Source organism: Pseudomonas sp. B3(2017), from assembly GCF_002113595.1.
In the GTDB taxonomy this organism is placed as follows: Bacteria; Pseudomonadota; Gammaproteobacteria; order Pseudomonadales; family Pseudomonadaceae; genus Aquipseudomonas; species Aquipseudomonas ekonensis.
Genome location: NZ_NEIU01000015.1, coordinates 63,555 through 89,398 on the forward strand (window position 1 = coordinate 63,555; position 25,844 = coordinate 89,398).

General features: G+C 66.6%; 24 protein-coding genes and 2 pseudogenes. 21 read left to right on the forward strand and 5 right to left on the reverse strand.

Features of this window, described 5'->3' with window-relative positions:
• Positions 1-85: 85 nt before the first annotated feature.
• Both CAG33_RS20745 and CAG33_RS20750 read right to left on the reverse strand, forming a co-directional pair.
• Entirely contained in the window at positions 86-385 is a 300-nt protein-coding gene (locus tag CAG33_RS20745) for a cell division protein ZapA (protein ID WP_085585342.1), read from the reverse strand.
• Complete coding sequence (locus CAG33_RS20750; RefSeq protein ID WP_085585344.1) at positions 382-612, reverse strand: hypothetical protein; 231 nt, start codon at positions 610-612, stop codon at positions 382-384. Before CAG33_RS20750 ends, CAG33_RS20745 begins: the two co-directional genes overlap by 4 nt.
• A 340-nt stretch (positions 613-952) precedes the next feature.
• Here CAG33_RS20750 and CAG33_RS29100 point away from each other — a divergent pair.
• From CAG33_RS29100 to selO, 5 genes and pseudogenes are all read left to right on the forward strand, one after another.
• Positions 953-1,609: pseudogene (locus CAG33_RS29100) on the forward strand (MCP four helix bundle domain-containing protein); the annotation flags it as partial.
• A 303-nt stretch (positions 1,610-1,912) separates the two neighbouring features.
• A pseudogene (locus CAG33_RS29105) lies at positions 1,913-2,512 on the forward strand (methyl-accepting chemotaxis protein); the annotation flags it as partial.
• 178 nt (positions 2,513-2,690) lie between these two features.
• Positions 2,691-4,433, forward strand: a complete 1,743-nt coding sequence (locus CAG33_RS20760; protein ID WP_085631022.1) for a potassium/proton antiporter — start codon at positions 2,691-2,693, stop codon at positions 4,431-4,433.
• A gap of 34 nt (positions 4,434-4,467) precedes the next feature.
• Complete coding sequence (gene mscK / locus CAG33_RS20765) at positions 4,468-7,821, forward strand: mechanosensitive channel MscK (protein ID WP_085585351.1); 3,354 nt, start codon at positions 4,468-4,470, stop codon at positions 7,819-7,821.
• A gap of 48 nt (positions 7,822-7,869) precedes the next feature.
• Positions 7,870-9,333, forward strand: a complete 1,464-nt coding sequence (gene selO / locus CAG33_RS20770) for a protein adenylyltransferase SelO (RefSeq protein ID WP_085640380.1) — start codon at positions 7,870-7,872, stop codon at positions 9,331-9,333.
• Positions 9,334-9,339: 6 nt separating this feature from the next.
• Here selO and CAG33_RS20775 read toward each other — a convergent pair whose 3' ends face one another.
• Together CAG33_RS20775 and CAG33_RS20780 are read right to left on the reverse strand one after the other, a co-directional pair.
• Positions 9,340-9,702 (reverse strand): type II toxin-antitoxin system PemK/MazF family toxin, encoded by a 363-nt coding sequence (locus CAG33_RS20775; protein WP_085640382.1) that lies wholly within the window; start codon positions 9,700-9,702, stop codon positions 9,340-9,342.
• Positions 9,702-9,971 carry an AbrB/MazE/SpoVT family DNA-binding domain-containing protein gene (locus CAG33_RS20780; RefSeq protein WP_085640384.1) on the reverse strand — a complete coding sequence of 90 codons (270 nt, stop codon included), beginning with the start codon at positions 9,969-9,971 and terminating at the stop codon, positions 9,702-9,704. Before CAG33_RS20780 ends, CAG33_RS20775 begins: the two co-directional genes overlap by 1 nt.
• Before the next feature lie 237 nt (positions 9,972-10,208).
• Here CAG33_RS20780 and trxC point away from each other — a divergent pair, with 237 nt between their 5' ends.
• A complete protein-coding gene (gene trxC, locus CAG33_RS20785) occupies positions 10,209-10,643 on the forward strand; it encodes a thioredoxin TrxC (protein ID WP_085631024.1) in 435 nt (144 codons plus the stop codon).
• Positions 10,644-10,752: 109 nt separating this feature from the next.
• Here the strand turns inward: trxC and CAG33_RS20790 are convergent, their stop codons facing one another.
• Positions 10,753-11,523, reverse strand: a complete 771-nt coding sequence (locus tag CAG33_RS20790; RefSeq protein ID WP_085585361.1) for a ParA family protein — start codon at positions 11,521-11,523, stop codon at positions 10,753-10,755.
• Between the two features lie 364 nt (positions 11,524-11,887).
• Between CAG33_RS20790 and CAG33_RS20795 the strand changes: the two genes are divergently transcribed.
• The 15 genes from CAG33_RS20795 to CAG33_RS20865 are packed head-to-tail and all read left to right on the forward strand — an operon-like array spanning position 11,888 to position 25,814.
• On the forward strand, positions 11,888-12,613 hold the full coding sequence (locus CAG33_RS20795; protein ID WP_085640386.1) for a beta-ketoacyl synthase chain length factor: 726 nt from the start codon (positions 11,888-11,890) through the stop codon (positions 12,611-12,613).
• The gene (locus CAG33_RS20800) at positions 12,589-13,398 is read left to right on the forward strand and encodes a 1-acyl-sn-glycerol-3-phosphate acyltransferase (protein ID WP_085640388.1); all 810 of its coding nucleotides are present in this window, start codon (positions 12,589-12,591) and stop codon (positions 13,396-13,398) included. The genes CAG33_RS20795 and CAG33_RS20800 overlap by 25 nt, the downstream gene beginning before the upstream one ends.
• Positions 13,379-13,639, forward strand: a complete 261-nt coding sequence (locus tag CAG33_RS20805) for a phosphopantetheine-binding protein (protein WP_085585367.1) — start codon at positions 13,379-13,381, stop codon at positions 13,637-13,639. The genes CAG33_RS20800 and CAG33_RS20805 overlap by 20 nt, the downstream gene beginning before the upstream one ends.
• A gap of 8 nt (positions 13,640-13,647) precedes the next feature.
• Positions 13,648-13,902: an acyl carrier protein gene (locus CAG33_RS20810; RefSeq protein WP_007947135.1), complete on the forward strand. Its 255-nt coding sequence runs from the start codon at positions 13,648-13,650 to the stop codon at positions 13,900-13,902.
• Positions 13,899-14,444 (forward strand): hypothetical protein, encoded by a 546-nt coding sequence (locus CAG33_RS20815; RefSeq protein ID WP_085585369.1) that lies wholly within the window; start codon positions 13,899-13,901, stop codon positions 14,442-14,444. Before CAG33_RS20810 ends, CAG33_RS20815 begins: the two co-directional genes overlap by 4 nt.
• The gene (locus CAG33_RS20820; RefSeq protein WP_085640390.1) at positions 14,441-16,144 is read left to right on the forward strand and encodes an acyl-CoA synthetase family protein; all 1,704 of its coding nucleotides are present in this window, start codon (positions 14,441-14,443) and stop codon (positions 16,142-16,144) included. The genes CAG33_RS20815 and CAG33_RS20820 overlap by 4 nt, the downstream gene beginning before the upstream one ends.
• Positions 16,137-16,871, forward strand: coding sequence for a glycosyltransferase family 2 protein (locus tag CAG33_RS20825; RefSeq protein WP_085585373.1), 735 nt, complete (start codon positions 16,137-16,139; stop codon positions 16,869-16,871). The genes CAG33_RS20820 and CAG33_RS20825 overlap by 8 nt, the downstream gene beginning before the upstream one ends.
• On the forward strand, positions 16,868-17,815 hold the full coding sequence (locus CAG33_RS20830; RefSeq protein ID WP_085640392.1) for a glycosyl transferase: 948 nt from the start codon (positions 16,868-16,870) through the stop codon (positions 17,813-17,815). Before CAG33_RS20825 ends, CAG33_RS20830 begins: the two co-directional genes overlap by 4 nt.
• Positions 17,796-19,340, forward strand: a complete 1,545-nt coding sequence (gene hutH / locus CAG33_RS20835; RefSeq protein ID WP_085631032.1) for a histidine ammonia-lyase — start codon at positions 17,796-17,798, stop codon at positions 19,338-19,340. Before CAG33_RS20830 ends, hutH begins: the two co-directional genes overlap by 20 nt.
• Positions 19,333-19,758, forward strand: a complete 426-nt coding sequence (locus tag CAG33_RS20840) for a thioesterase family protein (protein WP_085585379.1) — start codon at positions 19,333-19,335, stop codon at positions 19,756-19,758. Before hutH ends, CAG33_RS20840 begins: the two co-directional genes overlap by 8 nt.
• Positions 19,755-20,357, forward strand: a complete 603-nt coding sequence (locus tag CAG33_RS20845; protein ID WP_085585382.1) for an outer membrane lipoprotein carrier protein LolA — start codon at positions 19,755-19,757, stop codon at positions 20,355-20,357. Before CAG33_RS20840 ends, CAG33_RS20845 begins: the two co-directional genes overlap by 4 nt.
• Entirely contained in the window at positions 20,341-22,698 is a 2,358-nt protein-coding gene (locus CAG33_RS20850) for an MMPL family transporter (RefSeq protein WP_085640394.1), read from the forward strand. Before CAG33_RS20845 ends, CAG33_RS20850 begins: the two co-directional genes overlap by 17 nt.
• On the forward strand, positions 22,695-23,858 hold the full coding sequence (locus CAG33_RS20855; RefSeq protein ID WP_085631039.1) for a sodium:proton antiporter: 1,164 nt from the start codon (positions 22,695-22,697) through the stop codon (positions 23,856-23,858). Before CAG33_RS20850 ends, CAG33_RS20855 begins: the two co-directional genes overlap by 4 nt.
• The gene (locus CAG33_RS20860; RefSeq protein ID WP_085640396.1) at positions 23,845-25,092 is read left to right on the forward strand and encodes an NAD(P)/FAD-dependent oxidoreductase; all 1,248 of its coding nucleotides are present in this window, start codon (positions 23,845-23,847) and stop codon (positions 25,090-25,092) included. Before CAG33_RS20855 ends, CAG33_RS20860 begins: the two co-directional genes overlap by 14 nt.
• Entirely contained in the window at positions 25,089-25,814 is a 726-nt protein-coding gene (locus CAG33_RS20865) for a class I SAM-dependent methyltransferase (protein WP_085640398.1), read from the forward strand. The genes CAG33_RS20860 and CAG33_RS20865 overlap by 4 nt, the downstream gene beginning before the upstream one ends.
• The last annotated feature ends 30 nt before the right edge of the window (positions 25,815-25,844 follow it).

A 25,844-nucleotide genomic window follows, 5' to 3' on the forward strand; every position in this document is an offset into this window, starting at 1 on the left:
GAATAAGAGGCTGAAACACTGCAACAGCCGTGCCGATTGTATACAGCTCAATCGACAATCTTATTCCCAGGTTGTGCTCAGGCCATCAACCCTGGTGGATGGTCTTGGCGATGGTCTCGACCGTGGCGCTGACTTGCTCTTGGTAACGCTCGAGTTCCTGCTGGTGCTGCTTCTTCATTTCGATCTGCTGCGAGCACAGGTTCATCGCCGCCAGCACCAGCAGGCGGTCGCCGATCAGGGTCGGGTACTTGCGCTTGGTGTCGGCCAGCGCGGCCTTGAGCATCATGGCCGCGTCCATCAGGGTCTGTTCTTCCCCGGCCGGTGCCTTGATCGAATAGTCTTCCCCGAGAATGGAGATGACCTTTACCCCGGCTCCGTGGCTCATACGCTGACCGGACCTGCGTTGACCCGGTCGACCAGCGCCTGGATGCGGGCGGCGGTGGCGCCGTGCTTCTCTTCCTGCTCCATCAGGCTCAGTTGCAGGCTTTCGTTTTCATCCTTGGCCTGGGCCAGTTCCGCGGTCAGGGACTGGTTGGTGTGCGAAAGGGTCTGGTTCTGTTGCACCAGGTCGCTGACGAGCTGTTCCAATTGGCTGAGGGAGGCTTCCAACATTTTGATTTCCAGGCATTTTTCAAAGGGCGCGTACGATAAAGAAAAGTCACCGTGGATGCCAGGGTTAAACCGGCGCAAGGCCTTGATTTTCCTGGCGGTCGACCGTTCTCGCGAGCTTTAGAGACTGCCGTCGGCCGATTGGGTTCCTGCACTTCGTCGCTTGGGGCCCGATGCGGCAAATGCGCACAGGGGCTCAAGACTTCCATCCCATGACCGATAAGTCAGCCAACAGCAGTCTCAGCCCGCAAGGACGCGGCCCTTCCTGGTATCCCCAATGTCCCTTCGCAACATGAACATCGCCCCCCGGGCCTTCACCGGTTTCTCGCTGATCGGCGCCCTGATGCTGATCCTCGGCGTCTTCGCCCTGAACCAGATGAGCAACATCCGCAGCGCCGCCGAGAACATCACCACCAGCAGCGTGCCGAGCATCAAGAACCTCGACGAGTTCACCCAGCTGTCCCTGCGCCTGCGGGTGCTGTCGTACCGCCTGCTGGTGAACCGCGAGCCGGACGTCCAGCAAAAGACCATCGAGCTGCTGGAGATGCGCAACCAGCAGATCCGCAAGGCCCAGACCGACTACGAGCCGCTGATCAGCAGCCCGCAGGAACGTGCCGCCTATGACCAGTACGTGCAGTTGCTGGCGCAGTACCGCCAGATCGAAGACCGGATGAAGACCCTGTCGCGCAACAATCAGGTGGATGCGCTGCGCAATCTGGTGAACACCGAGCTTTTGGACAACTCCGAAGCAATCAACACCGTGCTCAACCAGCTGATGCAGATCAACGGCGAGCAGATCCGCAAGACCAACCAGAACGCCGCCGACCAGTACGCCACCGCGTTCACCCTGGTGGTGAGCCTGCTGGTGATCGCCACCGGCCTGACGTTCCTGTTCGCCTGGCTGCTGACCGTCAGCATCACCAAGCCGATCGCCAAGGCCCTGGACGCGGCGGAAACCATCGCCGAAGGCAACCTGACCCGTTCGATCCACGTCGACGGCAGCGACGAAGCCGGTCGCCTGCTGGCGGCCATGGCCAAGATGCAGTCCAAGCTGCGCGACACCCTGCAGCGGATCTCCGGCTCGGCCACCCAACTGGCCTCCGCCGCCGAAGAGCTCAACAGCGTCACCGACGAAAGCGCCCGTGGCCTGACCCAGCAAAACAACGAGATCGAGCAGGCCGCCACCGCGGTCAACGAAATGACCAGCGCCGTGGAAGAGGTCGCCCGCAACGCGGTCAGCACCTCCGAAGCCTCCAGGCACGCCACCACCTCCGCCGGCGACGGCCGCGACCTGGTGATGGAGACCGTCAGCGCCATCGAACGCATGAGCGCCGACGTGCAGAGCACCGCCACCCTGATCGGCGACCTGGCCAACGAATCCCGCGACATCGGCAAGGTGCTAGACGTGATCCGTGGCCTGGCCGACCAGACCAACCTGCTGGCCCTCAACGCCGCCATCGAGGCCGCCCGTGCAGGCGAAGCCGGTCGCGGCTTCGCGGTGGTGGCCGACGAAGTGCGGGCCCTGGCCCACCGCACCCAGCAGTCGACCAGCGAGATCGAGCGGATGATCGGCAGCATCCAGAGCGGCACCGAACACGCCGTGGACTCGATGCGCAACAGCACCGAACGCGCCGAATCGACCCTGAACATCGCCCGCGGCGCCGGCCTGTCGCTGGACACCATCAACAGCGCCATCGTCGAAATCAACGAGCGCAACCTGGTGATCGCCAGCGCCGCCGAAGAGCAGGCGCAGGTGGCGCGGGAAGTGGACCGCAACCTGGTGAACATCCGCGACCTCTCGGTGCAGTCGGCCACCGGCGCGAATCAGACCAGTGCGGCGAGCAACGAACTGTCGCGCCTGGCGTTGGATCTGAACAACATGGTCGGCCGCTTCAGCCTCTAAGCCCTCCAGCGGTGAGGGAGCCTGCTCCCTCACCACAAAATCCAAGTCTGTCCGCGGTATCGCAAGGGGTGCGCAAAAAGCTCTTTGACAGCCGCGCATTTGCGCAGGTTATTATCGCTGGCACACAGACTGCATGGTCAGTCCGTGCCCGCCTTTACGCTTTTCTGGAGTGATGCCTTTGAATGCGACGACCATCAACAGCCTGTTCTTGATCGGCGCGTTGCTGGTAGGTGCAAGCATTCTGGTGAGCTCACTGTCCTCCCGCCTGGGCATCCCGATCCTGGTCATCATCCTCGCCGTGGGCATGACCGCCGGGGTCGACGGCGGCGGGATCATCTTCGACAACTACCCGACGGCCTACCTGGTCGGCAACCTGGCGCTCGCGGTGATCCTGCTCGACGGCGGCCTGCGCACCCGGGTGTCGAGTTTCCGCGTGGCGCTGTGGCCGGCGCTGTCGCTGGCCACGGTCGGGGTGCTGATCACGACGGGCCTGACCGGCATGGCCGCGGCCTGGCTGTTCGACCTGAACCTGATCCAGGGCCTGCTGATCGGCGCCATCGTCGGCTCCACCGACGCCGCGGCGGTGTTCTCGCTGCTCGGCGGCAAAGGCCTGAACGAGCGGGTGACCGCCAGCCTGGAGATCGAATCCGGCAGCAACGACCCGATGGCGGTGTTCCTCACCGTCACCCTGATCGACATGCTCGCCAGCGGCCAGACCGGCCTGCACTGGAGCCTGCTCACCCACCTGATCCGCGAGTTCGGCATCGGCGGGGTGATCGGCCTGGGCGGCGGCTGGCTGATGCTGCAACTGGTCAACCGGATCAACCTCGCCACCGGCCTGTACCCGATCCTGGTGATCGCCGGCGGCCTGGTGGTGTTCGCCCTGACCAACGCCCTGCACGGCAGCGGCTTCCTGGCGGTCTACCTGTGCGGCCTGGTGATCGGCAACCGCCCGGTGCGCAGCCGCCACGGCATCCTGCACATGCTCGACGGCATGGCCTGGCTGGCGCAGATCGGCATGTTCCTGGTGCTGGGGCTGCTGGTCACCCCGCACGACCTGCTGCCCATCGCCCTGCCCGCCCTGGGCCTGGCGCTGTGGATGATTCTGTTCGCCCGGCCGCTGTCGGTGGTGGTCGGCCTGCTGCCGTTCAAGGCGTTCCACGGCCGCGAGAAAGCCTTCATTTCCTGGGTCGGCCTGCGCGGCGCGGTGCCGATCATCCTGGCGGTGTTCCCGCTGATGGCCGGGCTGCCCAATGCGCAGCTGTACTTCAACCTCGCCTTCTTCATCGTGCTGGTGTCGCTGCTGGTGCAGGGCACCAGCTTGCCCTGGGTCGCCCGCCTGCTGAAGGTCACCGTGCCGCCGGAGCCGGCGCCGATCTCCCGCTCGGCGCTGGAGGTGCACGTCACCAGTGAGTGGGAGCTGTTCGTCTACCGCCTCGGCGCGGAGAAATGGTGCATCGGTTCGCCCCTGCGCGAGCTGAAAATGCCCGAAGGCACCCGCATCGCAGCCCTGTTCCGTGGCCAGCAACTGCTCCATCCGTCGGGTAGTACGGTGCTGGAAGTCGACGATCTGCTGTGCGTCATCGGCCACGAACACAACCTGCCGGCCCTCGGAAAACTGTTCAGCCAGGCGCCGCAGCGGGGCCTGGACCTGCGCTTCTTCGGCGACTTCGTGCTCGAAGGAGACGCCCAGCTTAAAGCCGTCGCCGCCCTTTACGGCCTGTCCGCCGAGGGCATCGATCCGGACATGACCCTGGGCCGCTTCATCGCCCAGAAAGTCGGGGGCGCCCCGGTGGTCGGCGACCAGGTGGAGTGGAACAACACCCACTGGACGGTCGCGGTCATGGACGGGAACAAGATCGGCAAAGTGGGCGTCAGATTCCCCGAAGGAAGTCGCCCGGGCCCCGGGCTCTTCCTCTAAACTGCGTCCACCTTCACTTGCTTGACCGGTCTCTATGCCTACCCTGCGTTCCTTTTTCGCCGCGGCCCTGCTGGGCCTGAGTCTTTCCGTCGGCCCGCTCCACGCCGCCGAGCCGCCGTCCAGCGAAGCCGTGCAGGCCAGCCTGGACAAGATCGCCGACCGCAAACTGCCGGAGGCCGACCAGAAGGCCCTGCAGACAGTGCTGCAGAACACGCTGACCCAGCTCAACAACCGGCGCGACTACGAACGCAAGCTGAGCGACCTCAAGCAGCAGCTGGCCACCGCCCCCAAGCAGACCCTCGACAACACCCGCGAACTGACGCGGCTCAAGGCCAGCAGCGTGGTGCCGGTGGCGCAGCGCTTCCCCAAGGAATCGATCGCGCAACTGGAACAGATGCTGGCCGAGCGCTCGACCCAGCAGAGCGACATGCAGAAGGCCCTGGCCGACGCCAACAGCCTGATCATCACCGCCCAGACCCGCCCCGAGCGCGCCCAGGCCGAGATCGCCGGCAGCCAGACGCGCATCCAGCAGATCAACACCGTGCTCAAGACCGGCAAGGACAGCGGCAAGCCGCTGACCGCCGAACAGCGCGACCTGCTCAATGCCGAACTCGTGGCCCTGAACGCCCTGATCCCGCTGCGCCGCCAGGAACTGGCCGGCAACAGCCAGCTGCAGGACCTGGGCAACAGCCAGCATGACCTGCTCTCGGAGAAGTCCGACCGCCTGGACCGCGAGCTTCAGGAACTGCAGACCCTGATCAACCAGAAGCGCCTGGCCCAGTCCCAGGAGACCGTCACCCAACAGTCCATCGAGGCCCAGAAGGCCGGCGGCAGCAGCCTGCTGGCCACCGAAAGCGCGGCCAACCTGAAACTCTCGGACTACTTGCTCAAGAGCACCGACCGCCTCAACGAAGTCACCCAGCAGAACCTGCAGACCAAGCAGCAGCTGGACAGCCTGACCCAGAGCGACTCGGCCCTCGACGAGCAGATCAACGTGCTCAAGGGCAGCCTGCTGCTGTCCAAGATCCTCTACAAGCAGAAGCAGGCGCTGCCGCGGCTGCGGGTCGACCGTGACCTGGCGGACCAGATCGCCGACATCCGCCTGTACCAGTTCGAAGTCAGCCAGCAGCGTGAGCTGCTGAGCAACCCGGCCGCCTACGTCGACAACCTGCTGTCCACCCAGCCGCCGGAGCAAGTCACCCCGCAACTGCGCAAAAGCCTGCTGGAGCTGGCCAACACCCGCGCCGACCTGTTGGAGCGCCTGAACCGCGAACTGAGCGCGGTGCTCAACGAATCGATCACCCTGCAACTGAACCAGAAGCAATTGCTGAGCACCGCCCAGAGCCTGCGCGCGACCCTCGACGAGCAGATGTTCTGGATCCCCAGCAACAAGCCGCTGGACCTGGAATGGATGCGCGGCATTCCGGAGCGCCTCAAACGGCAGATCGACACCCTGCCGCTGGCCTCCAGCCTCAGCGAACTGACCGACGGCCTGACCCAGCGTCCGCTGCTGTTCCTGCCGCTGGCGCTGCTGATCGGCGCGCTGCTGTGGCGGCGCAAGCACCTGTATGCGCGCCTGAACAAGGTCCACCAGGACATCGGCCACTTCAAGCGCGACAGCCAGTGGCACACGCCTCAGGCGATCCTGATCAACATCCTGCTGGCGATGCCGGTGACCCTGGGCCTGGCCCTCTGCGGCCTGGCCCTGCAGATCGACGCCCGGGGGCAGAACGCCAACATGGGCGCGGCCTTGCTGCAGATGGCCCAGGCTTGGCTGGTGTTCTACACCGCCTACCGGATCCTCGCGCCGGGCGGCGTGGCCGAGCTGCATTTCCGCTGGGAAAAGCCGCAGGTCGAGTTCCTCCAGGGCTGGATCCGCCGGCTCGGGCTGGTGGTGATGGCGCTGGTGGCCGTGGTGGCGGTCGCCGAGCTGCAACCGGCGGCGCTGGCCGACGACGTGATCGGCATGCCGGTGGTGCTGACCTGCTACGCCCTGATGGCCTGGCTGCTCAGCCGCCTGCTGATCAGCAGCCCGACCCACGAGAACGCCTCGCTGTTTCGCAAGGCCGTGGGGATCATGTTCACCCTGCTGCCGATCGCGCTGTTCGTCGCCGTGTGCTTCGGCTACTACTACACCGCGCTGAAGCTCAGCGACCGCCTGATCAACACCCTGTACCTGCTGATGCTCTGGCTGGTCATCGAGGCCACCTTCGTGCGCGGCCTGGCCGTGGCGGCGCGGCGCCTGGCTTACCAGCGGGCGCTGGCCAAGCGGCAGGCGGCCAAGGAGGCCGGCGACGGCGAGGCCGTCATCGAAGAGCCGACCCTGGACATCGAGAAGGTCAACGAACAGTCCCTGCGCCTGATCCGCCTGGCCCTGCTCGGCGGCTTCATCGCCGCGCTGTACTGGGCGTGGGCGGACCTGATCACGGTGTTCTCGTACCTGGACAACGTCACCCTCTACGAATACACCAGCGGCACCGGCGCCAACATGAGCATGGTGCCGATCAGCATCGGCGACATGCTCGGCGCGCTGATCATCATCGGCATCACCTTCGCCCTGGCGCGCAACCTGCCGGGCCTGCTGGAAGTGTTCGTGCTGTCGAAACTGAACCTGGCCCAGGGCAGCGCCTATGCCACCACGACGCTGCTGTCCTACGTGATCGCCGGGGTCGGTTTCGTCTCCACCCTCTCCACCCTCGGCGTGAGCTGGGACAAGCTGCAATGGCTGGTGGCGGCGCTGTCGGTGGGCCTGGGCTTCGGCATGCAGGAGATCTTCGCCAACTTCATCTCCGGCATCATGATCCTGTTCGAGCGCCCGGTGCGGATCGGCGACACCATCACCATCGGCAACCTGTCGGGCACGGTGAGCAAGATCCGCATCCGCGCCACCACCATCACCGACTTCGACCGCAAGGACATCATCGTCCCGAACAAGACGTTCATCACCGGGCAACTGATCAACTGGTCGCTGACCGACACCATCACCCGGGTCACGCTCAAGCTGGGCGTGGACTACGGCTCGGACCTGGACCTGGTCAAGGAACTGCTGCTCAAGGCCGCCCGGGAAAACCCGCGGGTGCTCAAGGAGCCGGAGCCGCACGTGTACTTCCTCAACTTCGGCGAAAGCACCCTGGACCACGAGCTGCGCATGCACGTGCGCGACCTCGGCGACCGCAACCCGGTGATCGACGAGGTCAACCGCTTCATCAACCGCGAGTTCAAGAAGCAGCACATCAACATCTCGTTCCGCCAGATGGAGGTCTACCTGAAAAACCTCCACGGCCAGGAATACAAGATGGTGCCCATCGAGCCCGAGGCCAAAACCATCGTGCCGGTCGCCGACAACCAAAAGCCGCTGCAGGAACCGCCGCCGGCCAAGCTCGACTAACCGGCCTATTCCCAGCAGAATGCTCGGACATTCTGCTGGAGCCGGCCCTTGAAAGCCCTCGACGAACTGACCTTCGACAACCGCTTCGCCCGCCTGGGCGATGCGTTCTCGGCCCATGTGCTGCCCGACCCCATCGACAATCCGCGGCTGGTGGTCGCCAGCCCGGCCGCCCTGGCGCTGCTGGACCTCGACCCCGCAACGGCCGAAACGAAGGAATTCGCCGAACTGTTCGGCGGCCACAAGCTCTGGGCCGAGGCTGAACCGCGGGCGATGGTCTATTCCGGGCATCAGTTCGGCGGCTACACGCCGCAGTTGGGCGACGGTCGCGGCCTGCTGCTGGGCGAAGCGGTCAACGATGCCGGCGAACACTGGGACCTGCACCTCAAGGGCGCCGGGCAGACGCCGTTCTCGCGCATGGGCGACGGCCGTGCGGTGCTGCGTTCGTCGATCCGCGAGTTCCTCGCCTCCGAGGCGCTGCATGCCCTGAACATCCCCACCAGCCGCGCCTTGTGCGTGATCGGCTCAGACACCCCGGTATGGCGCGAGAAACAGGAACGCGCGGCGATGGTGCTGCGCCTGGCGCCGAGCCACATCCGCTTCGGCCACTTCGAATACTTCTACTACACCCAGCGCACCGAGCAGCAGAAGCAACTGGGCGAACACGTGCTGGCCGAGCATTTCCCCCATTGCCTGGAACAACCGGAACCGTACCTGGCGATGTTCCGCGAGATCGTCGAGCGCAACGCCGGACTGATCGCCCAATGGCAGGCCTACGGCTTCTGCCACGGAGTGATGAACACCGACAACATGTCGATCCTCGGCATCACCTTCGACTACGGCCCGTATGCCTTCCTCGACGACTTCGACGCCCACTTCATCTGCAACCACTCCGACGACCAGGGGCGCTACTCCTTCAGCAACCAGGTGCCGGTCGGCCAGTGGAACCTCAGCGCCCTGGCCCAGGCCCTGACGCCGTTCATCAGCGTCGAGGCCCTGCGCGAAACCCTCGGCCTGTACCTGCCGCTGTTCCAGGCCCATTACCTGGACCTGATGCGCCGCCGCTTCGGCTTCACCACCGCCGAGGACGGGGATCAGGCATTGCTCGAACAGTTGCTGCAACTGATGCAGAACAGCGGCGTCGACTACACCCTGTTCTTCCGCCGCCTGGGCGAAGAGCCGGCGGAGCAGGCCGTCGCCCGGCTGCGCGACGACTTCGTCGACATCAAGGGCTTCGATGCCTGGGGCGAGCGCTATGTCGCCCGCGCCGCACGGGACGGCGACACCGGCCAGGAGCAGCGCCGGGCGCGCATGCACGCGGTCAATCCGCTGTACATACTGCGCAACTACCTGGCCCAGCGGGCCATCGAAGCGGCCGAGAGCGGCGACTATTCAGAGGTTCGCCGCCTGCACGCGGTGCTGAGCAAGCCGTTCGAGGAACAGCCGGGGATGGAAAGCTACGCCGAGCGACCGCCGGAGTGGGGCAAGCATCTGGAGATCAGTTGTTCGTCGTGAGCCGTTTCATTCCAGAGGGTCGATGGCGCTCACGACACGGGCGACGATGTCCGCCATCGTCACGTCGTCCAACCGCTCGATGAACTTGGCCGAGCCTTCTCGCACGCGCTGCTCGATATCGAAACTTCGCACCTGGTTGCACACCGCCACACCATTGGTCTCATGGCCGCTGACGGTCACGGCAAGGCCAGAACTGCGGGCAAAGTTGCCTCCGCTGGTCACCGGGACGGTCATGCTGACGCCCAACGCGTTGATCTCGCATGGCGTGATAACGACAAAGCGGTGGCGGTTCATCATTTCCCTTCCGGCAACGGGATTGGGATCAATCCAGTACACATCCCCCCGCTGCGGGGGTTGCCTGCGCACCATCAACCCAATTCCCGCCCGATCGGACTGCCTTCCCGGGCTTCAGCCGTCTGAGCATTCAACTCTTGAAGCTGCTCGGCCCCCTCAAGCAGCTCAGACAACCGGTAGCGTTTACGTGCGGATGGATCCACCGGGCGGGCAATCAGTTCGCCATCCACCACATTCAGTTCAAGCTGCGCCCCCACTTCGAGGTGCATGAGCTTGAGCAGTGTCGGCGGTATCGTGATGATCGCCGCCCCACCTTGGCGACGGATCCTGGAGGTCACAGACATGGCGTCACTCCGTTCCGAGAAAAAGGAGTCGTTGGACTCCCCGAAAGTGCAACAAAAGTAGCACGCAGATTCAGGCAAAGCGATCTCCTGACGATAGACGCACAAAACGTTCAGGTGCCTTGCAGCGTAGTTTTGATTCGAGCCGGGAACCGGTTGAAACTGTGAGCAGTTGCGACATTGATAATTCGCTCCCGCGACACCAATTAATGCTCACCGAACGCCTATCGAAGAATCCCCATGACTGAAGCACTGCTCATCCCCTGCCCCACCTGCAACGGCCTCAACCGCATCCCCGCCGATCGCTTGGGCGACCACCCGAAATGCGGGCGCTGCAAGGCCGATGTCCTGCTGGACAAGCCTTTCGAGCTGAATCAGGGCGACTACGCCAGCCAGATCAAGGGCGACCTGCCGTTGCTGGTGGACGTGTGGGCGGACTGGTGCGGGCCGTGCAAGTCGTTTGCGCCGGTGTTCGCGCAGGCCGCGGCGCAACTGGCGGGCAAATGCCGGCTGGCCAAGCTCGACAGCGAGGCCAATCAGCAATTGTCGGCGCAGTTGGGGATCCGTTCGATCCCGAGCCTGATCCTGTTCAGGAACGGCAAAGAGGTGGCGCGCCAGAGCGGCGCGTTTCCGCTGCCGCAACTGATGGCCTGGCTGCGCAGCCAGGGCATCTGACAGCGGCCCCAACAATGTGGGAGCGAGCCCGCTCGCGAAGGCGGTTTGCCGTTCGGCATCTGCGCTGAGCAAACGTCCCTCATCGCGAGCAGGTTCGCTCCTACCCTTTTCAGGCGTCCGTCAGCAGGTTGTGCAGCTCGACGAACTGCTGGGTGAGCTTGTGCCGCGGATCCAGGTGGATCAACGGGATGCTGGCCTGGTGCGACTCACGCATCTTGACCGAACTGGCCAGGTAAACCGGCAGCACCGGCAGGCCTTCGGCGATCAGTTCGTCGAGCATCTGCTGGGGCAGGCTGGCCCGGGCCTGGAACTGGTTGACCACGATGCCCTCCACCTCCAGCGCTTCGTTGTGGTCGTCCTTCAGTTCTTCGATCTCCGCCATCAGGCCGTACAGTGCCTGGCGCGAGAAGCTGTCGCAATCGAAGGGGATCAACACACGGTCAGCGGCGATCAACGCCGATACGGCATAAAAGTTCAACGCCGGCGGGGTGTCGAGGTAGATCCGGTCGTACTCGCCGTCCAGCTCTTCCAGCAGCTTTCGCAGCTTGTTGATCTTGTGCTTGGCCTCAAGCTTGGGCTGCAGGTCGGCCAGCTCGGCGGTGGCGGTGATGACATGCAGGTTGTCGAACGGGGTCTCGTAGATGTCCACCTGGTTCTTCTTCGAGAACGGCCCCGACGAGAGCGTCTGTTTGAAGAAGTCGGCGATGCCCATCGGGATGTCTTCCCCGGTGAGCCCGGTCAGGTACTGGGTCGAGTTGGCCTGGGCGTCGAGATCCACCAACAGCGTGCGATAGCCTTCGCTGGCGCTGACCGCCGCCAGATTGCAGGCAATGCTGGATTTGCCCACGCCACCTTTCTGATTGAACACCACGCGCCGCATGACTAGACCTCCGTCCATCAAAGAATGACCGAGTGTAGATGCGCCTGGCCCTGCTTCGCTACCTTCGCCGAAGCGGACTACAAGGTCATACGCAAATAGCCGACAACATTCGCGCAGACTCTGCCCGCTCACGCTGACTTGGCTGACAGACACGGCTTGCTCAATCTGGAAAATAGCCACCGGCAGTCCGCAATGCGTACCATTCGGTACATTGTGCTGTACAAAATGTAACCAACATTTGCTACACACTCGTCGCACCGGGATAATGCGCGCCACCCGGCGCCAAGCGCCGCGCCCACGGCACCTGAAGCCCGGCCGCGGCATCGGTCGAACCGCGTCAACGAAGCCCGCAGGGGCGGGATGAATGTCCGTGATCAACTTCAACATCGCCCAATGGCGCGCATGGGCCCCGGGGCTCGACAGCGAGCAGGCCTGGCAGGAATGGAGCCAGCGGCCGCTCGTGCCCGAGGCCAGCGACGCCGCCCCCGATGTGTCGTTCCTGCCGGCCATGCAGCGCCGCCGTCTCAGCCGTCTGGCACGGATGGCGTTCAGCGTCGGCTGGCCCCTGGCCGAAGGCCGGGACGACCTGCCGCTGGTGTTCGTGTCGCGGCACGGCGAGACCCCGCGCACCTTCGACATCCTCAGCGATCTGGCCACGGAACAGCCACTGTCGCCGACCCAGTTCAGCCTGTCGGTGCACAACGCGATCATCGGCCTGTGGTCGATCATGCGCGGCGAAACCAGCGAGATGACCGCGCTCGCCGCCGCCGGCGACGGGCTGGAGCACGGCATGCTCGAAGCCTGCGCACTGCTGGACGAAGGCGCACCGGCCGTCCTGCTGGTGATCGCCGAAGAACAGCCGCCCCAGGCCTATTCGGCGTGGATCGACGACGTGCCGTTCCCCTACGCCCTCGGCCTGCTGCTGACGCCGGGCACCGGCTGGCGGCTGACGCTGAACAGCACCCCCGGTGCGCTGTCCAACGCGCACTGGCCCCACGCGCTGAACCTTGTGCAGACCCTGCTCGGCCAGCAAACCCTTTGCCAACATGCCTGGAAAAATCGAGTATGGACCTGGCAACGCAACCTGTGACCGGAAAACACCGCGACGCCTACCACTGGCGCCTGCTGGCCACTGCCGCAAGCTTCGCGTTGTTCGGGCTCGGCGGCCTGTGCCTGCGCCTGCTGGTGTTTCCGTTGCTGGCCTGCCTGCCGGGCGACGCCCAGGCCCATCGCCGGCGGGCGCGCCAGACCGTCAGCCGGCTGTTCTGGTTCTTCGTGCGGTTCATGGCCCGCACCGGCGTGCTGACCTACGACATCCAGGGCGCCGAACGCCTCGGCCGGCCCGGCCAGATGATCATCGCCAACCACCCGTCGCTGATCGACGTGGTGTTCCTGATCGGCCTGGTGCCCCACGCCAACTGCGTGGTGAAACAGAGCCTGTGGACCAACCCGTTCACCCGCGGCCCGCTGCGCCGCACCGGCTACATCAGCAACGACGGCAGCCTGGAAATGCTCGATGCCGCCGCCGACGCCCTGAAGGACGGCCAGCCCCTGATCATTTTCCCCGAAGGCACCCGCACCCGCCCGGGCCAGGCGCCGGCCTTTCATCGGGGGGCCGCGGCCATCGCGCTGCGCGGTGCCAGACTTCTCACACCGGTGATCATCAAGGTCAGCCCCACCACGCTGACCAAGGCCGAACCCTGGTATCGGATCCCCAGCCGCCGCGTGCATTTCAGTTTTCGCGTCGGCGCCGATATAGACCCACAGACCTTTGCCGCGCAGGGGCCCGCACCCCAGGCCTCGCGCAAGCTCAACGATTATTTGCACCAACTTTTCATTAAGGAGCTCGCCGAAGATGAGCGATCTGCACCGTGAGATAAAACGGCTGATCATCGATGCCCTGGGCCTCGAAGACATCAGCGTCGACGACATCGGCGACGACATGACGCTGTTCGGCGAAGGCCTGGGCCTGGATTCCGTCGACGCCCTGGAACTGGGCCTGGCCATCCAGAAAAAGTACGGCATCAAGATCGACGCCGATGCCAAGGACACCCGCAACCACTTCGCCAACGTGACCAGCCTCGCGGCTTTCGTCACGGCCAAACAGGCAGCTTGAGACCCACCATGCAAACTCGTGACGACATTTTCAACACCCTGCGCGACGCCCTGGTCGAACTGTTCGAACTGGATCCGGCCCGCGTGAGCCTGGAGTCGAACCTGTACCAGGACCTGGAAATCGACAGCATCGACGCCGTCGACCTGATCGATCACATCAAGCGCCAGACCGGCAAGAAAATCGCCGCCGAGGAATTCAAGTCGGTGCGCACCGTCAGCGACGTGGTCGAGGCGGTCTACCGTCTGGTTCAGCCGGCCGCATGAGCCGACTGATCGGCCTCGGCCTGCTGCTGGCGGGTCTGCTGTACCCCTTTGCGGTGTATTTCGGCATGGAGCACTTTGCGCCGTGGCAGTTCGGGCTGCTGCTGGGCGGCCTGTGGCTGGCCCGGGCGCTGACCGGTCGGCGCAAGCCCGGCAGCCTGTGGATGGCCGCCACGGCCATCGGCTTCTGCCTGGTGCTGGCGGTGTTCGACAGCCCGCGCCTGCTGCGCTGGTATCCGGTGCTGATCAGCGGCTTCATGCTGGCGCTGTTCGGCCTGAGCCTGAAGTACGGCCCGCCGATGGCCGAGCGCCTGGCGCGCCTGCGTGAACCGCACCTGCCGCCCGCCGCGGTGCGCTACACCCGCCGGGTCACCGTGGCCTGGAGCGTGTTCTTCTTCTGCAACGGTTTGTGCGCCGCCCTCCTGACCCTGTGGGCGCCGCTGCATTGGTGGATGTTGTACACCGGCCTGATCTCCTACGGACTGATCGGCCTGATGTTTGCCATTGAATGGCTGATACGACAACGGGTAAGAGGCCGTACATGAACTGGACAAGACTTGAGCGACTGTTGCTCAAGGAACTGCCGGCCCGCGCAGTCGCCTGCGCACCGGCGCTGAACCACGCGCAACTGCGCCGGCAGGCCCTGAGCCTGGCCGCCGGCCTGCAGGCCCGGGGCGTGCGGCAGATCGCCGTGCACCTGGAGGACGCCGCCGAGCTGGCCGTGGCGCTGCTCGGCGCCTGGCGCGCAGGCGTCGGCGTGCTGCTGCCTGCGGACCTGCAGGCCCAGACCCGCCAGCGCTGGTCGGACGACGTCGACCTGTGGCTGACCGACCAGGCCGGCGACCCGCACCTGAACGATTTCGACCCTCCGCCCCTGGACGCCGCCGAGCTCGACCTCGACCGGTGCCGGCTGAGCCTGTGCACGTCCGGCTCCAGCGGCGAACCCAAGCGCATCGACAAGACCCTGCGCCAACTGGCCAACGAGGTCGAAGCCCTCGAACAGCTCTGGGGCGCGGATCTGGGCCAGGCGTGCATCATCGGCAGCGTGGCCACCCAGCACATCTACGGCCTGCTGTTCCGCGTGCTGTGGCCGCTGTGCGCCGGGCGCCCGTTCGTGCGCCGGCAACTGCCGTTCCCCGAAGACCTGCAACGCGCCAGCCGCGAACACCCGTCCTTCGCCTGGGTCGCCAGCCCGGCCTTGCTCAAGCGCATGGGCGACAACCTCGACTGGCCGGCCCTGAGCGCCGTGCGCCGGGTATTTTCCTCCGGCGGCGCGCTGCCGCCGGACGCCGCGCAGGATCTGCACCGGCGCCTGGGGCAATGGCCGACGGAAATCCTCGGCAGCTCCGAGACCGGCGGCATCGCCTGGCGCCAGGGTGAACCGCTCTGGCAGCCCTTCCAGGGCGTCGAGCTGAGTCAGGACAACGACGGCGCCCTGCTGATCGCCTCGCCTTACTTGCCCGCCGGCCACATCGAGCACACCGCCGACGCCGCCCGCATGGCGGCCGATGGCCGGTTCGAGCTGCTGGGCCGGCTGGATCGGATCGTGAAACTGGAGGAGAAGCGCATCTCCCTGCCGATGCTCGAACAGGCACTGACGGCCCACGACTGGGTCGCCGAGGCGCGACTGGGCGTGGTGCAGGAAAACCGCGCCTCCCTCGGCGCCTTGCTGGTGCTCAGCGAGCAGGGATTGCACACCCTGCGCGAGCACGGCCGGCGCCACCTGACCGAAACCCTGCGCCGGCACCTGAGCCCGCACTGCGAAGCCCTGGCCCTGCCCCGGCGCTGGCGGTTGATGCGGCAATTGCCCCTGAACACCCAGGGCAAACTGCCCCAGGCCGATGTCGACGCATTGCTGCTGGCGCCCCGGCCGAAGGCGCCGGAGGTGCTGGAGCAACTCGAGAGCGACGGCGAATGGAGCCTGCAACTGGCGGTGCCGCCGGATCTGGCCCACTTCAGCGGGCACTTTCCCAAGGCGCCGGTGCTGCCCGGCGTGGTGCAGGTGGAATGGGCGTTCAACCTCGCCCGGCACTGCATGAACCTCGGCGGAACGTTCGCCGGCATGGAAGTGCTCAAGTTCCAGCAACTGGTGCGCCCCGGCGACGAGATCCAGTTGCACCTTCGCTTCGATCCCGAGCGCGGCAAAGTGTATTTCGCCTACCGCAACGAAACCGCCACCTGCTCCAGCGGCCGGATCCTGCTGGGGGATCCCCGCCCTTCCCAAGCGGAGGGCCGGCATGCATAACCCTTGCGCGGTGATCCCCGTCTACAACCACGAAACCGCCGTCACCACGGTGGTTGACGCCCTGCTCGCCCAAGGCCTGCCGTGCATCCTGGTGGACGACGCCAGCCACCGCGCCTGCGCCCAGGTGCTCGACGCACTGGCCGGGCGCGAACGGGTTCACCTGGTGCGCCTGACCGCCAACCAGGGCAAGGGCGGCGCGGTGATGACCGGCCTGCGCGAAGCGGCGCGGCTGGGCTTCACCCACGCCTTGCAGGTGGACGCCGACGGCCAGCACGACCTGCAGGACGTCGCCCGCTTCATCGAAGCCTCCCGCGCGCTGCCCGGCGCGGTCATCTGCGGCTATCCGCTGTACGACGCCAGCGTGCCCAAGGGGCGCCTGTACGCGCGTTACCTGACCCACGCGATGGTGTGGATCAACACCTTGTCGCTCAAGATCCGCGATTCGATGTGCGGCTTTCGCGTGTACCCGCTGGAGCCGACGCTGGCGGTGATCGACTCGGCGCGGATCGGCAAGCGCATGGACTTCGATTCGGACATCCTCGTGCGCCTGGCGTGGCGCAACCGGCCGATGCACTGGCTGCAGACCCGCGTGCACTACCCGCTGGACGGCGTGTCGCACTTCCGGCTGTTCCACGACAACCTGCTGATCTCGGGCATGCACACCCGGCTGTTCTTCGGCATGCTCGTGCGGGCGCCGGCGATCCTCTGGCGACGGTGGCGGACATGAGCGCCGAGACCGAAGACAAGCACTGGGCCGACCGCCAGGAACGCGGCAGCTTCCTGCTGATGAAATTCACCGCCTTCGCCGCACGGGTGCTGGGCCGGCGCCTGCTGAGCCCGCTGCTCTACGGCATCGTCCTGTACTTTTTCCTGTTCGGCCGCAGCGCCCGGCAGAGCGCCTGGCAGTACCAGCGGCGCCTCGCCGACTGGAGCGGGCGCAGCGACCTGCGCCCCGGCCTGTGGCGGGTGTTCAGCCAGTTCATGGCGTTCGCCGATGCGATGCTCGACAAGCTCGACGTGTGGCACGGCAAGATCGGCCTCGAACAGATCGAGATCGTCGACCCGGCGCTGCTGCGCCACCAGATGCGCGGCAAGCGCGGGCAACTGCTGGTGGGCTCGCACCTGGGCAACCTGGAGGTGTGCCGGGCGTTGGCGGAGATCGGCGAGAAGGTCACCATGAACGTGCTGGTGCACACCAAGCACGCCGAACAGTTCAACCGCCTGCTGGGCGAAGCCGGGGCCACCAACCTGCGGCTGATCCAGGTCAGCGAGCTGGATCCTGTGATCATGCTGCAGCTGCACGAACGCCTGGAGCGCGGCGAATGGCTGGCGATCGCCGGCGACCGCGTGCCGCTGCACGGCGGGCGCAGCGTGACCGTGGACTTCCTCGGCCATCCGGCCGCGTTCCCCCAGGGACCGTGGCTGCTGGCCGGGCTGCTCAAGTGCCCGGTCAATCTGCTGATGTGCCTGAAGCGGCCCGACGGCCGCTACCGCCTGACCCTCGAACCCTTCGCCGACAGCGTGGAATGGAAGCGCAGCGAACGCGAACAGGTCATTCATCAGTGGGCATCCCGCTATGCCCGGCGACTGAGTCACTATTGCCTCGAAGCACCGCTGCAATGGTTCAATTTCTACCCATTCTGGAAAACCGATGACCACGCCAACCCCTGAGCCGGTAACCTTCGGCGAACGCCCCTTGCGCATCGAAGACGTGCTGGCCCTGGCCGAACGCCGGGCGCCCGCGCAGTTGCAGAGCGACGCCGACTACCGTCGGCGCATCGCCAAGGGCGCGCAGTTCCTCGACTCGCTGCTGGACAAGGAAGGCGTGATCTACGGCGTGACCACCGGCTACGGCGACTCCTGCGTGGTCGCGGTGCCGCTGCACCACGTCGAGGCGCTGCCGCAGCACCTGTTCACCTTCCACGGCTGCGGGCTGGGCAAGCTGCTCGACGCCCAGGCCACCCGTGCGGTGCTGGCCGCGCGGCTGCAGTCGCTGTGCCACGGCGTGTCCGGGGTGCGGGTCGAACTGCTGGAGCGGCTGCAGGCATTCCTTGAGCACGACATCCTGCCGCTGATTCCGGAAGAGGGCTCGGTGGGCGCCAGCGGCGACCTGACGCCGCTGTCCTACGTCGCCGCGACCCTGTCCGGCGAGCGCGAAGTGATGTTCCGCGGCGAGCGCCGCCAGGCCGCCGACGTGCACCGCGAACTGGGCTGGACGCCGCTGGTGCTGCGGCCCAAGGAGGCCCTGGCCCTGATGAACGGCACGGCCGTGATGACCGGCCTGGCGTGCCTGGCCTTCGCCCGCGCCGATTACCTGCTGCGGCTGGCCACCCGCATCACCGCGCTCAACGTGGTGGCGCTGCAAGGCAATCCGGAGCACTTCGACGAGCGCCTGTTCGCCGCCAAGCCGCATCCGGGGCAGATGCAGGTCGCCGCATGGCTGCGCCAGGATCTGGCCATCGACGCGCCGACCGCGCCGCTGCACCGCCTGCAGGACCGCTACTCCCTGCGCTGCGCGCCCCACGTGCTCGGCGTGCTGGCCGACAGCCTGGGCTGGCTGCGCGGGTTCATCGAGACCGAACTCAACAGCGCCAACGACAACCCGATCATCGACGCCGAGGCCGAACGCGTGCTGCACGGCGGGCACTTCTACGGCGGCCACATCGCGTTCGCCATGGACAGCCTGAAAAACCTTGTGGCCAACGTCGCCGACCTGCTCGACCGCCAGCTCGCCCTGCTGGTGGACGAGCGCTACAACCACGGCCTGCCAAGCAACCTGTCCGGCGCCGACGCCGAACGGGCGATGCTCAACCACGGCTTCAAGGCCGTGCAGATCGGCGCCAGCGCCTGGACCGCCGAAGCCTTGAAGAACACGATGCCGGCCAGCGTGTTCTCGCGCTCCACCGAATGCCACAACCAGGACAAGGTGAGCATGGGCACCATCGCCGCCCGGGATGCGATCCGCGTGCTGGAGCTGACCGAGCAGGTGGCCGCCGCCACGCTGCTCGCCGCCCAGCAGGGCGTGTGGCTGCGCAGCCGGGCCGAAGACGCGCGGCCGTTGCCGCCGGCGCTGGCCGCGATGCACGAAGCGCTCGCCGAGGACTTTGCCCCGGTGATCGAAGACCGCGCCCTGGAAGGCGAACTGCGCCTGTGCCTGCAACGCATCGGCGAACGCCGCTGGAGGCTGCATGCGTAGCGCCGGGGTGCTTCACGCCGATGCGGAAGTGGTCGTGCCGTTCTTCGACGTCGATTCCATGCACGTGGTCTGGCACGGCCATTACGTCAAATACCTGGAAGTGGCGCGCTGCGCGCTGCTGGACAAGATCGGCCACAACTACAGTCAGATGTCCGACTCGGGCTACGCCTGGCCAGTGATCGACCTGCAGTTGCGCTATGTGCGCGGCGCGGTGTTCGGCCAGCGGCTGAACGTGCGCGCCAGCCTGGTGGAATGGGAAAACCGGCTGAAGATCCATTACCTGATCACCGACGCCGTCACCGGCGAGCGCCTGACCCGCGCAAGCTCGGTGCAGGTGGCGGTGGAGATCGGCAGCCGCGAGATGCAACTGGCGTCACCGAAAGTCTTCACCCAAGCCGTGGAAAGGATGCTGCGATGACCGTTCTCTGCAAATGGCTCGGCGCTTTGGCGTTGCTGGCCGTGACGACGCTGGCCAATGCCTTCGACCTGGAGCAGCTGCGCGATCAGTTGGCCAAGCCTGACGTGATCCATGGCCGGTTCATCCAGGAAAAGCACCTGCGCGCGCTGCCCAAGCCGCTGATCAGCCAGGGCCGTTTCGTCCTGGCCAAAGACCACGGCCTGCTCTGGCTGCTGAAGACCCCGCTGCAGCAGGACTACCGCATCACCGCCCAAGGCATCGCCCGGCGCGATGCCGGCGGCTGGCAGATGCTGCCGGACAAGAGCGCCGGCGCCGAACAGAACCGACTGTTCCTCGCCGTGCTGCAAGGCGACAGCAGCGGCCTGCAGCGGGATTTCGAACTGGCCCTGAGCGGCGACGCCGGTCAGTGGAAACTGACCCTGACCCCGCGTTCGGTGCTGCTCAAGCAGGTGTTCGACCGGATCGACATCGGCGGCGGCGCCTTGGTGCAGACCATCGAACTGCAGGAAACCCAGGGCGACAGCACCGTGCTGCGCATGCAGGACAGCACCGCCGGCCAACCGCTGAGCGACGCGGAGCGCCATGACTTTGCCCCGTGAACGCACGCCGGGCGAACGCCGGCTGCCATGGCTGTTCCTGATCCTGCTGCTGGCGGTCGTCGCCCTGGGCGCCTGGCAATGGCGCAACGGCGCGCCGCTGTCGGCCAACCTGATGGAGCTGGTGCCGGGCACCCACCCCGACGCGCTGGAGCTTAAGGCCGAACAGCGCATGCAGGAGCCGCTCAACCGCGAGATCCTGGTGCTGGTGGGCCACGCCGACCGCCGGCAAGCCGTCGCCATGGCCCAGGCCCTGGGCGAGCGCTGGCAGGCCAGCGGTCTGTTCGACAAGGTGCAGTGGAACCTTCAGGCGAACCTGCCGGCCCTGCGCACGCAACTGCTGCAAGGGCGGCTGGCGATGCTGTCGGCGGATGACCGGCAACTGCTGACCGAGCACCCGGATGCGTTCATCCAGCAACGGGTACAGGCGCTGTTCGACCCCTTCGCCGGTTTCAGCCTGGTGCCCAGCCAGGACGACTGGCTGGGCCTGACCGGGCGCATCCAGAACAGCCAGCCCAAGCACGGCACCGTGCAGCTGGACATCGGCAGCGGGGCGCTGGTCGCCGAGGCCGACGGCAAGCAGTGGGTGCTGCTGCGCGCCCGCAGCACCGGCAACGCGTTCGACATGAACCTGCCGCCGCAGGTCGCCGCATTGCTGCAGCACAGCCGCGAACAGGCGGCGACGGCGGACGTGCAACTGCTGGCCGCCAGCGGCCTGCTGTACGCCGCCAGCGGCCAGCGGCAAGCCACGCAGGAGATGACCTGGGTCGGCGGCGGCGCCACCCTCGGCATCCTGTTGCTGCTGCTGTTCGCCTTCCGCCGCTGGCGGGTGCTGCTGGCGTTCGTTCCGGTGCTGGCGGGCATGTTGTTCGGCGCGGTCGCCTGCGTGGCGCTGTTCGGCCACCTGCATGTGATGACCCTGGTGCTCGGTTCCAGCCTGATCGGCGTGGCGGTGGACTACCCGCTGCATTACCTGTCCAAGGGCTGGAGCCTCAAGCCCTGGCGCAGCTGGCCGGCCCTGCGCCTGACCCTGCCGGGGCTGACCCTGAGCCTGGTGACCAGCGCCATCGGCTACCTGGCCCTGGCCTGGACGCCGTTCCCGGCCCTGACCCAGATCGCCGTGTTCTCCGCCGCCGGGCTGCTCGGCGCGTACCTGTCGGCGGTGTGCCTGCTGCCGGCGCTGCTGGACAACGTCGAGCTGCGGCCGGCGCAATGGCCGCTGCGCCTGGCCGAACGACTGGTGACCCTGCGCGAACGTCTGCTGGCGCACGCCAAGACTCCCGTCCTGTTGGCGCTGCTGATCGCCTTCTGCACCGCAGGCCTGCTGCAGCTGGACACCCGCAACGACATCCGCCAGTGGATCGGCGCACCGAAACGACTGACCGACGAAGCCCAGGCCATCGCCCGCATCACCGGCTTCCAGCCCACCAGCCAGTTCTTCCTGGTCCGCGCCGCCAACCAGCAGGAACTGCTGGAGCGGCAAGCGGCGTTGAGCGAACGCCTGCAGCAACTGGTCAACCTCGACAAGCTGCAGGGCTATCTGGCCCTCGACCAGTTGCTCGGCCCGCCGGACCAACAGCAGCGGGTGCGCGAAGCCTTGGGCAAGCTGCCGCAGTTCTGGCAGCCGCTGATCGACCTCGGCGTGCCGCCCGAAGCGCTGCACGCCGAACTGGCCCGGTTGCAGGCCCTGCCCGCCGAGGACATCGACACCGCCCTGGCAGGCCCGCTCGGCGAGCCGTACCGCACCTTGTGGCTGGGCCCCACAGAAAACGGCGGCGTGGCGGCGATGACCAGCCTGCAAGGCCTGAACAACCCGGCGCTGCTGCGGGTGCAGGCGCGGGACTTGCCGGGGGTGGTGTTGGTGGACCGCCTCGGCGAGCTGAACGAGGTGTTCGCCGCCACCCAGATCAGCGCCGCCGAACTGAAGCTGGCCTCCTGCGTGCTGATCGTGCTGGTGCTGATCCTGCCGTTCGGCCTCGGCGGCGCGCTGCGCATCGTGTCCCTGCCGCTGCTGGCGGCGCTGTGCAGCCTGGCCAGTCTCGGCTGGCTGGGCCAGCCTTTGACCCTGTTCAGCCTGTTCGGCCTGTTGCTGGTGACGGCGATCAGTGTCGATTACGCGATCCTCATGCGCGAACAGGTCGGCGGCGCCGCCGTCAGCCTGCTCGGCACCCTGCTGGCGGCGGCCACGACCTGGCTGTCGTTCGGCCTGCTGGCGGTGTCGAGCACCCCGGCGGTGAGCAACTTCGGCCTGTCGGTGAGCCTGGGGCTGGCGTTCAGCTTCCTGCTCGCCCCCTGGGCCGGCCGTCATGCCCATGAGACCGTCGCCGCGGAGCCGGCAGCATGACGGTCGCCGCGTTCTGGCTGATGGCCTTGGCGCTGTTCGCCGGGGCGACCCGTGCCGGCCGGTGCCTGGGCCTGATCCCGATCGTCAGCCAGTTGCTGCTGGCCAGTTTCGTCCTGCCGGTGCTGATGTATTTCTGGATCGAACCGCAGTGGCACCTGAGCGGTGCGCAACTGATCGCGCCGGACTGGCTGAAACACCTCTACAGCCTGAGTTTCGCCCTGCTGCTGGGGCACATCCTCAGCGACGTGATCGACCTGCGCCTGGACCGCCAGAGCGTGAAGATCGCCGCGCCGAGCTTTGCCGTGCCGTTCGCCTGCGGCCTGGCGACCGCGCACTGGCTGCTGCCGGCACAACCGTGGATCAGCTCGCTGGCCATCGGCCTGGTGTTCGCCATCACCGCGATCCCGGTGCTGTACCTGTACCTGCGCCACATCGGTTACCCGCCGGCCGCCACCCGGCGCCTGGTGCAGACCGCCATCCTGATCGACCTGGCCTGCTGGACGCTGTTCGGCCTGGCCCAGGGCAGCCTGCACCTGAGCAGCCTGCTGCTGCCGCTCGGGCTGGCCTGCGTGCCGTTGCTGCTGCGCCTGTTGCGCGTGCGTCGGCCGCTGTCCTACAGCCTCGCTTTCTTCGGCCTGCTGGTGACGGCCGAACACTTCAAGCTCAATGCGCTGATCTTCGGCATCGGCTACCTGCTGTGCATGGCGGCGCTCAAGGTACCGCTGGTGCTGCCGCTGCCGGCGCACTGGATGAACCGCCTGCAGACCTGGGTCGCCATTCCGTTGATCCTCACCTTCGGCATCGTCCAGATCGACGTGCACAGCGCCCTCGCCAGCCTCGGAGCCGCGCAATGGGCGGCGCTGCTGCTGTTACCGGTCGCCAGCAAACTGCTGGGCAACTGGCTCGGCCTCGGCTGGGCCGGCGCCTCGTTCCCGGGCGCCAGCCGCTGGCGCGAAAGCGTGCTGCTGAACATCCGCGGCCTGAGCGAAATCGTCTTTCTCAACCTGCTGCTTCAACAAGGCCTGATCAGCCCGGCGCTGTACTTCGCGCTGATGCTGATGGGGCTGTTCGCAACGCTGATGCCGGCCCTCATCGGCCTGCACCGCGCGTCGCCGAACCCTACCGCCGCCCCGGCCAGGAGCTCACGTGCCGACCGTTGAAATGGAATCCCGCCAGGTGGCCATGATCGGCGCCGGCCCGTCCGGCGCCATCGCCGCCGCGCTGCTCAAGCGCCAGGGGCACGATGTGCTGGTGATCGAGCGCCAACACTTCCCGCGTTTCTCCATCGGAGAAAGCCTGCTGTGCCATTGCCTGGACTTCGTCGAGGAGGCCGGCATGCTCGACGCCGTCAACGCCGCCGGGTTCCAGCGCAAGACCGGCGCCGCGTTCGCCTGGGGCGAGCGTTACAGCGCCTTCGACTTCAGCGACACCTTCACCGCCGGCAAACCGACCACCTTCCAGGTGCAGCGCGCCGCTTTCGACAAGCTGCTGGCGGATCAGGCCGCCCTGCAAGGGGTGGAGATCCGCTACGGCGAAACCATCGCCGGCGTCGACTTCGACCGTCCGCGGCCACAACTGACCGTGCAGCGGGAGGACGGCGGCGAGTACCGCGTCGAAACGGATTTCGTGCTCGACGCCAGCGGTTACGGCCGGGTGCTTGCGCGCTTGCTGGACCTGGAGGCGCCGTCGGACTTCCCGCTGCGCCAGGCGGTGTTCACCCACGTCGAAGACCGCATCGCCCACCCGGGCTTCGACCGCGAGAAGATCCTCGTCACCGTCCACCCGCAGCAGCGGGACGTCTGGTTCTGGACCATTCCGTTCAGCGACGGCCGCTGCTCGGTGGGCGTGGTGGCCGGTGCCGAACACTTCCAGGGGCACGAGGGCGACCTCGACGCCTGCCTGCGCGGCTTCATCGCACAAACGCCGAGCCTGGCCGGCGTGCTGGCGCATGCCGTGTGGGACACCCCGGCGCGTTCCCTCGGCGGCTACGCGGCCAACGTCAAGGCCCTGCACGGCCCGGGCTTCGCGCTGCTGGGCAACGCGGCGGAATTCCTCGACCCGGTGTTTTCCTCCGGGGTGACCATCGCAATGCGCTCGGCGAGCATGGCCGCCGGCCTGCTGCACCGCCAGCTGCAGGGCGAAACGGTCGATTGGCACAGCGAATTCGCCGTCCCCCTCAAACGCGGCGTCGACACGTTCCGCGCCTACGTCGAAGGCTGGTATGCCGGCACCTTCCAGGACGTGATCTTCCATGAGCACGCCTCCCCCGACATCCGCCGGATGATCTGCTCGATCCTCGCCGGCTACGCCTGGGACGGGCGCAACCCGTTCGTCAGCGAAGCGCGCCGCCGGCTGAAAACGATTTCCGAACTCTGCGCAAAGGACGCCCCATGAACTACTTGAGCGACAGCTACGTCGAGGAGACCCGTTTCGGCTTCTGGTTCCTGCGCAGCCACACCTGGCAGCACCATGTGCTGCGCGTGGCGATCAATGACCTGCGCGGTCTGTTCGACGGGCCGCTGCCGGAGCGCCCGGTGCTGCTGGACGCAGGCTGCGGCCAAGGCAAGTCCTTCCGTCACCTGCACCAGACCTTCGCGCCGAAGCACCTGATCGGCCTCGACGCCGACCCCCACAGCCTCGCCCTGAGCGCCGAGGAAGCCGCCAGCCTGAACCTGGACGTCGAGCTGATCGGCAGCGACTGCGCCAGCCTCAAGGTGGCCGACAACAGCGTCGACCTGCTGTTCTGCCACCAGACCTTCCATCACCTGGTGGAACAGGAAAAGGCCCTCGCCGAGTTCTACCGGGTGCTCAAGCCCGGCGGCCACCTGCTGTTCGCCGAGTCCACCGAGGCCTACATTGATACATGGGTGATCCGCTGGCTGTTCCGCCATCCGATGCAGGTGCAGAAGAGCGCGGCGCAGTACCTGGAGATGATCCGCGGGCAGGGCTTCGAGTTCACCGGGCGCAACGTCTCGTACCCGTACCTGTGGTGGAGCCGGGCGAAGGATTTCGGCCTGCTCGAACGCTTCGGCCTGCGCCGGCCCAAACCGTTCGGCCAGCGTGAGGAAACCCTGGTCAACGTCGTCGCCCGCAAACCGCTGGAGGTCGCAGACTGATGCTGTGCGTACCGTATGGGCGCGGGCTCG